Annotated in this window: 8 protein-coding genes and 2 pseudogenes; 4 read left to right on the top strand and 6 right to left on the bottom strand. The window is 59.4% G+C overall.

The genetic code is table 11. The annotated features are described in order from the left end of the window. A pseudogene (locus GJ632_RS25505) lies at positions 1–1,250 on the bottom strand (heavy metal translocating P-type ATPase); the annotation flags it as partial. Between the two features lie 104 nt (positions 1,251–1,354). Next, on the bottom strand, positions 1,355–1,783 hold the full coding sequence (locus GJ632_RS16640; RefSeq protein ID WP_191453539.1) for a universal stress protein: 429 nt from the start codon (positions 1,781–1,783) through the stop codon (positions 1,355–1,357). Positions 1,784–2,062: 279 nt separating this feature from the next. Between GJ632_RS16640 and GJ632_RS16635 the strand changes: the two genes are divergently transcribed. The 3 genes and pseudogenes from GJ632_RS16635 to GJ632_RS26035 all read left to right on the top strand — a co-directional run bounded on the left by GJ632_RS16635 (position 2,063) and on the right by GJ632_RS26035 (position 5,077). Continuing rightward, positions 2,063–4,090: a heavy metal translocating P-type ATPase gene (locus tag GJ632_RS16635; protein ID WP_191453538.1), complete on the top strand. Its 2,028-nt coding sequence runs from the start codon at positions 2,063–2,065 to the stop codon at positions 4,088–4,090. A gap of 175 nt (positions 4,091–4,265) precedes the next feature. Beyond that, positions 4,266–4,553, top strand: coding sequence for a hypothetical protein (locus GJ632_RS16630; protein ID WP_191453537.1), 288 nt, complete (start codon positions 4,266–4,268; stop codon positions 4,551–4,553). Positions 4,554–4,556: 3 nt separating this feature from the next. After that, positions 4,557–5,077, top strand: a pseudogene (locus tag GJ632_RS26035) (winged helix-turn-helix transcriptional regulator). Here the strand turns inward: GJ632_RS26035 and GJ632_RS16620 are convergent. Genes GJ632_RS16620 through GJ632_RS22325 form a run of 4 tightly spaced genes read right to left on the bottom strand, consistent with a single transcriptional unit; the run spans position 5,074 to position 7,097 of the window. Further along, positions 5,074–5,616, bottom strand: a complete 543-nt coding sequence (locus GJ632_RS16620) for a hypothetical protein (RefSeq protein WP_191453536.1) — start codon at positions 5,614–5,616, stop codon at positions 5,074–5,076. The pseudogene GJ632_RS26035 and the gene GJ632_RS16620 overlap by 4 nt on opposite strands. After that, entirely contained in the window at positions 5,616–5,903 is a 288-nt protein-coding gene (locus GJ632_RS16615; RefSeq protein ID WP_191453535.1) for a thrombospondin type 3 repeat-containing protein, read from the bottom strand. Before GJ632_RS16615 ends, GJ632_RS16620 begins: the two co-directional genes overlap by 1 nt. Continuing rightward, positions 5,887–6,756, bottom strand: coding sequence for an FAD:protein FMN transferase (locus GJ632_RS16610; protein ID WP_191453534.1), 870 nt, complete (start codon positions 6,754–6,756; stop codon positions 5,887–5,889). Before GJ632_RS16610 ends, GJ632_RS16615 begins: the two co-directional genes overlap by 17 nt. 5 nt (positions 6,757–6,761) lie before the next feature. After that, the gene (locus tag GJ632_RS22325; RefSeq protein WP_197428045.1) at positions 6,762–7,097 is read right to left on the bottom strand and encodes a hypothetical protein; all 336 of its coding nucleotides are present in this window, start codon (positions 7,095–7,097) and stop codon (positions 6,762–6,764) included. A 243-nt stretch (positions 7,098–7,340) separates the two neighbouring features. Between GJ632_RS22325 and GJ632_RS16600 the strand changes: the two genes are divergently transcribed. Beyond that, positions 7,341–8,090, top strand: coding sequence for a hypothetical protein (locus tag GJ632_RS16600; protein ID WP_197428044.1), 750 nt, complete (start codon positions 7,341–7,343; stop codon positions 8,088–8,090). Positions 8,091–8,189 lie beyond the last annotated feature (99 nt).

The following is an 8,189-nucleotide window of genomic DNA, read 5'->3' as shown; positions in this document are numbered from 1 at the left end:
TGCGTCTCCGCCCGCGTGAGCGTTCCCGTCTTGTCGAATGCGACCGCATCGATACGTGCCGCGGTCTCGACGTGTCGCCCGCCTTTGAAGAGGCACGCCCTGCCTGCCGCCAGGAGGCGATTGCTGAGAGGCCGCCGCGGGCGTCGAGATGATGACCGCACACGGCGAGGCGGCGACCATCAGGGTCATCGCGCGGTAGAACGTACTCGTGAACTCACTTCCGACCGCGAGCGGAATTCCGATAGCCGCGATTGTGAGCGCGACACGCCGAGGACGTATGGCTGTTCAAGGCGGTCGATGAGCCGCTGTGTCAGGGCCTTCTCGCTCTGGGCCTCTTCGACCATGGTGATGAGGCGACTGATCGCTGATTCGTGGGCCTGCCGAGTGACCTCGATTTCGAGGCTCCCACTCTCGTTGATCGTTCCGCCGAACACGTCGTCGCCAGGTTCCTTCGGGACGGGGACTGACTCGCCGGTGAGCGAGGCCTGGTCGACCGTTCCCTCCCCGGCCGTAACGATGCCGTCAAGTGGGATCTTGTCGCCGGGACGGACGACGAACACGTCACCGACGGCGACCTCGTCGATGGGAACCGTAACTTCTTGACCGTCGCGCAGGACTTGCGCTTCGTCCGGTCGCATCTCGACGAGCGACTTGATCGCCCGGCGTGAGCGGCCAATCGCGTAGTGTTGGAGTGTGTTCGATAGCGAAAAGAGGAACAGAAGCATCGCACCCTCGAACGGGGCCCCGATCGAGAGCGCGCCGAGCGCAGCGACGATCATCAACAGGTCGATATCGACCGCACGGTGGCGGAGCGTCTGAATCGCTCCTTTGAGCCCGTACCAGCCGCCGAAGAGGTACGCAACGCCGTAGCTGGCCCACATGAGCAGTGGCGGGCCGTTGAGCCACCCTGTCGCCAGGCCGGTCACCATGCCGACCAGCGTCAACCCGACGAACACTGCCTCACGTCTGAGTTCCGAGCGAGAGGTCACCTCGTTGGGTGCCGTCTCAGAGTCGTCCTGGATCGAGACATCACGGTCGCGGACCGCATCTCGAAGCTGTTCCGCTGAGGTGACGCTCTCATCGTAGGTAATCCGAACGCTCCTCGTTCGGAACGAGATGTCGACGTCGTGGACGCCAGGTTTGTCCCGGAGATGTCGTTTGAGTGCTCGTGCCCCCGCTTCGCCACGACCACCCCGTCGTTCGATCTGAAACGCACACGTCGATAGCGGGGGTGATTCAGTAACAGTCACGCGATCTCTCCATACGTTGGGTGTTGATTTTTCATTGTCTATATGTCAATTGAAACTCATTTTCTCACTCTGGAGCGTGCTCCTGTCCTTCTGTTCCGAGCAACTCAGCTGATGATGGTCACCGGGATCCGTGCTCGGCGGGTGACTTTCTCGGCAACGCTTCCGAGAAGTGTACGGTCAATTCCTGAGCGGCCGTGACTGCCCATAACGATTTGATCGATGTTATGCTCGTCAGCGTATTCGAGGATCGCTCGTGCCGGTTTTCCGACTTCAGTGACGGTATCGAGTTCGGTATTCCGGTCCGCTGCGAGGTCCGTGGCCGTCGTGTGATGTCTGGTTGCTCGTTCTTTCGCATTGTCGTACCAGTCCTCCGCGACTGGTAAGCCGCCAGCCTCCACGTCGATAACCGAGTCAATCGGATTGATGACGTATATCGTGGTGATGGATGCATCAGAGAAGGTCTCGATAGCGTACGTGAGCGCACGCTCTGAAAGCGGGGAGCCGTCGTAGGCGACGAGAATATGGTCGGTCATACGCTAATTTTGTGGCGAACTGGAATGAGTGTGCTGCTCAGCGTCCGTCGACTGGCGAGATGAAGTTAGCCGAGATATCTAAATTGCTGTCGGCAGCGCTATTCACAGCCTATCGCAACCCTCTATCGCCCTGAATTAATGATATATCATATTAGTTATATCCAAGGAGCGTCAGAGGGTTCTAGGTGAACCTAACGTTTTGGTAAACTAAATTTAGGTTATCCAAAAACTAGATTTGGATTAACAAACCTTATTCCCCCATGAGGATAACCGCCTAATATGGACGTCCCTTCGAGTTCGACATCGGACACGCTTGACCGTCTCGTGGCGTTAACGGAACGGCCGGAGATTCTGCGCCAGGTTGTGTTCGTCGCGATTACTCTTCTCGGAATGATCGGTGGACTGGTGGGCAGTTGGGCCAGTGCACCATCATGGGTCGTCTGGGGCTGTTACGGTGCCGCGTACGTGTTCGGTGGCTGGTACGGGCTCAAAGAGAGCATTGAGGCGTTTCGGGAGCCCGCGATAGAAATCGACTTTCTGATGATCGTCGCAGCACTTGGCGCGCTCTACATCGGTGCGCCGTTCGAGGGCGCGATGCTCCTCTTTCTGTTCTCGCTGTCGGGCGTCCTTGAAGAGTACGCTATCGGGCGCTCACGATCGGCGATCAAATCCCTGGTCGAGATGCGACCGGAGTCCGCACAGGTCCTCGACGAGGGTGAGGAAAAAGAGACTCACATAGATGATGTCGAGGTCGGCGACGTGTTCGTCGTCCGCCCCGGCGACAGAATCCCACTGGATGGGATGGTCGAGGCCGGCGAGAGTACCGTCGATCAATCATCACTCACCGGCGAGTCAGTCCCCGTCCCGAAAGAACCCGGTGACGATATCTTCAGCGGCACGATCAACGAGTCGGGCAGCCTCGAGGTGCGCGTCACCCGGGAGCCCAACGAGTCCGCTCTCTCCCGCCTCATTCGCATGGTTGAGGAGGCCCAGGAGAAGCGAGCGCCGACGCAGCAACTCCTCGATCGGCTCGAACAACCGTACGTCCTGGGTGTGTTCGCGATGACCGCGCTCGCTATCGCGGTTCCGATGGTCCTCATGAATCGCCCGTTCGAGCCGACGTTTTATCGCGCAATGACGCTCATGGTCGCGGCATCGCCCTGCGCGATCATCATCTCGACGCCGGCGGCCGTACTCTCGGCCATCTCCGCGGGCGGGCGACAGGGCCTCCTATTCAAGGGCGGTGAACACATCGAGACCGCTGGTAACACCGACGCCGTCGCCTTCGACAAGACAGGAACGCTCACCGAAGGCAACACGCGCTTGACCGAACTGCATACGCGTGACGGCGCTCTCATGTCGACTGACGGAGGTATCGAAACCGAGGTGATCGAGGACAGCTCCCGGTCCACTGGGTCGTTGACAGAGGATCGGCTGCTAACGCTCGCAGCAGCGGTCCAGTCTCGCTCGGAACACCACCTCGCTGAGGCGACTGTTGAGGCCGCTGAAGCCAGTTCGCTCGACATCCCCGATGCCAGTGACTTTGAGGCCGTCGTCGGCAAGGGCGTCCACGCGACCGTGGAGGGCCAGACTATCCACATCGGGAACCCACGCTACGTCGAGACTGTGCTGGCCGACCGCTCTACCGACGGCCTTGAGGCGGGTCTCGACGCCGTGCGTGACCTCGAACAGAACGGGGAGACGAGCGTCATCGTGGTCGGTGAGGTGGACGGCCAACTGAGCGTGCTGGGCTGGCTTGCGTTCACCGACACGATCCGATCCGACGCAAGAGAGACTATCGAGCAACTCCGAGAGCAGGGCGTCGAACAGATCGTCATGCTCACTGGCGACAACGATCGCGTCGCCCAATACACCGCAGAGGAACTCGGCATCGACGAGGTGTATGCCGAGCTGCTTCCCGAGGAGAAGATCGACCATATTGAGTCGCTACAGGAACACCACGAGGCCGTCGCGATGGTTGGAGACGGGGTGAACGACGCCCCAGCGCTGGCGACGGCGGACATCAGCATCGGCATGGGCGGTGCCGGGACCGACGTGGCTCTCGAGACAGCCGACATCGTGCTTATGTCGGACAAACTCAGCCGACTCCCCTATGCATTCGCACTCAGTCGGAAGGCCCGACGTACGCTGCACGTCAACTTCGGGATTGCCTTCGGCGCAATCGCGATCATGGTGACCGCGATCCTCACCACGGGAATTCCGCTTCCGCTCGCGGTCGTCGGCCACGAGGGCTCGACCGTCCTCGTCAGTTTGAACGGGTTGCGTCTACTGCGGTTCGACGATTGACCGGGAGACGGTTTACGATTGAGTTTCCGTACCGTCCCGATTGTAGGCCCACGATTCCTGCCCGCGTTCGATGAGCCGATTCGACGATTGAACGCCAATCGTTTTGCCGGATACCCCCCTTCAGTTGAGATGTATCAATCGCCGAGTCATCTCACCGGACCTGTATACAAATAGTATGCCACTCGCGCAACTCCTCGAACAGTACGTCAGTCTCGGTATCTTCGTCCTCGCAGGGGGGCTCAGCGTCCTCAGTTTCCTCGCGTGGCGCCGGGAACGCGATAGTCGGATGCGAATTGTCACACTCGGGTACGCGATGTTTGCCGTCTACGGACTCATCGTGTTTCTCGAGTACCCGCTGCTCCCGTATATCCCGTACGCGACGCTCGAATTGCTCGAACACGCGAGTGCGATCCTGATCCTCGGTGGCCTCCTGGCGTTCTTCGTCGCTCTCACGCGGGACTGAGCAATGTCGGATCCGGACCTCGAACTGGACTCTCGGCGGGCGATCTACCAGCGGATAGCCGACACGCCGGGCGTCACTTTCGCGCGCTTCTCAACGATCTTGAGTACGCGCAGGGAACGCTCCAGTATCACCTCCGCTGGCTCGCTGACGAGGGCCTGATCGACGTCTCGGACGACGGCAAGTACACGCGGTACTACCCCGCCGCCGAGTTCGACGAAGCCGATCGAGCAGTGATGAACGCGTTGCGACGAGAGTACAGTCGCCGCATCCTCGCACACCTCCTCACAGACGGCCCGCTCTCGACAACCGAGCTCAGCGACCGCGTGGACAAGGCGCAATCGACCGTCTCGTGGCATCTTTCGAAGCTCGCCGAGGCCAACCTCGTCACGAAAGAACGCGACGGCCGGAGCGTCGTCTACGAGATTAACGATCCTGACAGGATCAAATACCTCTACACGGTTCACCAACGCTCGTTCACCGACAAAGTCGTCGACCGGATGCTGGGCCTGTGGGACGGCTATTAGCTCGTCGTCGCGTTCGACGGCATCCCTCGAAGCACCAGCAGGCGCAACAGGAGCACGTACACGAGAAACGCTACTGAGGGCCCCAGCAGGGGACGGACGAGTCCCGTCAGATCAGTCCCGATTGCGGCCGCGTGAATCGTCCCGAAGGCGAATCCGGCGTACGCGAACGAGTGGACGACGCGTGGTCCCCACGGCCGCTCGAAGCGTTTCGCGTCGGTAAAGCCCAGCACCGCGACGACGAGCATGAGCAGCGCCCCCGCACCCACAGCGACGCCGCCGAGGAAGTACGGTATCGAGTACGTCGGAGCCGGAACCTGTCCAGTGACAACGAACCACGCGTCGAGGACGCCGAGGCCCGCGTGTAGCAGCGTGACGATCATCGCGAACACCGATAGTTCGATGTGTATGCGTTGAGCGGCCTCGTGGAGTACGCCGAACGACTCCGTGTTGTAGAGGACACCTGTGAGTACGGCCAGGTACAGCAACGGGTATGTGACGAGTGCGGCACCGCGATCTAGGAGCCAGACGAGTTGTGACATTACGATGCTCCCGTCGTCTCGACGACATCGGGGCAGCCGTCCGAGTCTTGAAACCCGTTCACTGATTCCGGGCGGGTCGGACACTTGTCGGCGGAGTCGTTGATGCCATCTCCGTCGTAATCTGCCGGTGCCTGTCTCTCCGAAACGGTCTGATCGACGAGGTCGCTCTGTACTTTCTCAGTCGCCTGGGTGGCCCGGACGTCGTCAATCTGCCACAGGACCGGCACGGCCACGACCAGAACGACGATCGCGACGACGGTGATTCGCTGCTTATGCGTCCATGACATGTGTATCGAACCTCGCTGTCGTGTGGAAGACGCCGTCGTGAACGATCAGCGCCTCTAATCCGTCCCATTCGGCGGCTAATTGACGTGCCTCGTCGAGGGGGAGTGCGGCCAGCGTCGTCGCCAGGGCGTCAGCCTCCATGCAGTCTCGACGCGCGACGACGGTAACGGACTCGTGACGCGAGCCGAGCGACTCGGTGGTCGAGTCGTAGATGTGGTCCGTGCCGTTTCGGGAGCGTCGGTATCCTCCAGACGTCGCGACAGACCAATCCGTGTCCAGAATCTTCAGCGGTGTGTCGTCGCCGTACGGGCTCTCGATGGCCACTGGGCCGGTCGGCGGGGACATATCTCCACCACCACTGACGAACCCACGTCGACCAAGACCTGCGAGTGCTTCGCTGGCCCGGTCAACGATGTACCCCTTCGCGAGACCATTGAGGTCGAGTTCGACATCGGTAGTGACCTGAGACCCGCTGACGCGGACAATTCCGGTGTCGAATCCTGCGGGTGGTGTTTCACTGTCGCCACGCAGGAACGTTTTGAGTTCCTGTTCGACGCGGCCCTGATGGATATCGAACACTCCCTCGGTTCGATCGTTGTATTCGAGTCCACGGCAGACGATACGGGCGACGTGGTCGTTCACAACCTCACCTTCGCGGTTGAGATGGGTGACGGCACTCGCCTCATCGAAGGCGTTCAGTTGTGCTTCGAGTGACTCAGCCGTGTCTCGTGCCGCAGTCACCGCAGTGTCGGCCCGGATGCCCGTCGCGTGGACCCGAAACGTCGTATCACAGCAGTCGAACTCGCGGCGAGTGTCTCCGAACCGTTCGGTGAGCGATGCGAGCGATCCCATCATCTCGGTCACTCGTCCTCTTCGTGTTCGTCGTTCTCGTCTTCCTCCTCGTATTCTTCTTCGTGGTCTTCGTCTTCCTCGTGTTCTTCATACTCTTCGTGTTCCTCGTCCTCGTAGCCAGATTGCGTCTGGACTGCTGGCGTGAAGTCCTGGTTGGGCGTGGGGGCATCGGCAGCAGCCTGTTGTGATGCGTCCGACGCGGACGTTCCAGGCGAGTCAGATTGCTCGCCAGCTTGCCCGAGGCCAACGCCGGGCAACGCAAGGCCACCGGCCACGACTGCGGTGAGGAGGGCGCCTGCCAGCGTAAAGGCAACGAGTTTGTTATTGGGGACTGGAATGCGCATGATTAGTTGTACCCCGTTGTAGAATCGCTACCCTTGACGTGTCGGTCGTTGCGTTCTGCCATTACAGATAGAAGGTGGATACAGGCGTAGTAAGCCGTTCGCGTCCAACCCTCGAATCTTCGTACAGCTATCGAATCCATTCGATATGGAGCGATCTCAGCCGAGACCCGCAGATCAGAGATTGCGATTCAATTCGATGATTGGACGCGAACGAACTTTTCCGAGACGTATCTACGTGTTTCCATGGAGAATCGTTTACGGCGAGCAGGTCTGGTCGTTGTACTCCTTCTGGTCGTTAGTGGAGTCGGCACAGTTCACGTGGGAGCATCGCCAGTAAATGGTGAAAATGCAGTTGTGAAAAATCTCGACTCAACAGAACAGTCGCTATCTCCTGCTGAGGACGTGAATGGATTGAGCGGTGACGAAGAGGAGAGTGAAGATGCAGAAGATTCGGAAGAAGATGAGACAGGCGCTAGTCTGATTGGAGACTGGTGGGGACTTGGTGGTGAAGTGGGTGAAGCCCCGTACATCGGTGTGGTCGAAGCCGGCGTTGTCCTTCTTGTCGTCGGTGTCCTTGGTTATAGTCTTGTAAAGCGAAAGCGATTGCTGCCGGTGCGATACCGTCGATATCAGTTACAAACACACCAGTGGATTGTTCTCATCGGGACGGGGCTAACGCTGCCGCACTTCATTGCTGTCGAAGAGTGGGAAGGTCTCGGTCTCGCGGTTGCTGTGTTACTTGGTGTAGAGGTGGTGAGTGGTCTGTACGGTCGATATCTGCATCGACACGTCGTCTGCCTTGGACGAGGAGATGAGAAACCATCAGTCGTTGGCCGTTTGCTGACCGTCACCAAAGAGACCCTCTTTTCTCGATGGCGACGAGTACACGTCTTACTGACTGTCGTCACCGCTATCGTCCTTCTCCTCCACATTATCACGCAATCGGTGACTAACCCTCCAGTGGTGTCGATTCAGCCTAAAACAGAGAAATGAAGGCCAGTTTGGATTGGTCCGTTTTCGGACAGTACCGAACCACCGTCCGATGGAGATGAGTCGTACACGAGTCAGAGTCAGGGTGTTATAGTGGTCTCA

Source organism: Halogeometricum sp. CBA1124 (assembly GCF_009741955.1).
Taxonomy (GTDB): Archaea; Halobacteriota; Halobacteria; order Halobacteriales; family Haloferacaceae; genus Halogeometricum; species Halogeometricum rufum.
Note: the sequence above shows the minus strand (reverse complement) of the source record. Positions and strands in the feature narration are given on the sequence as shown.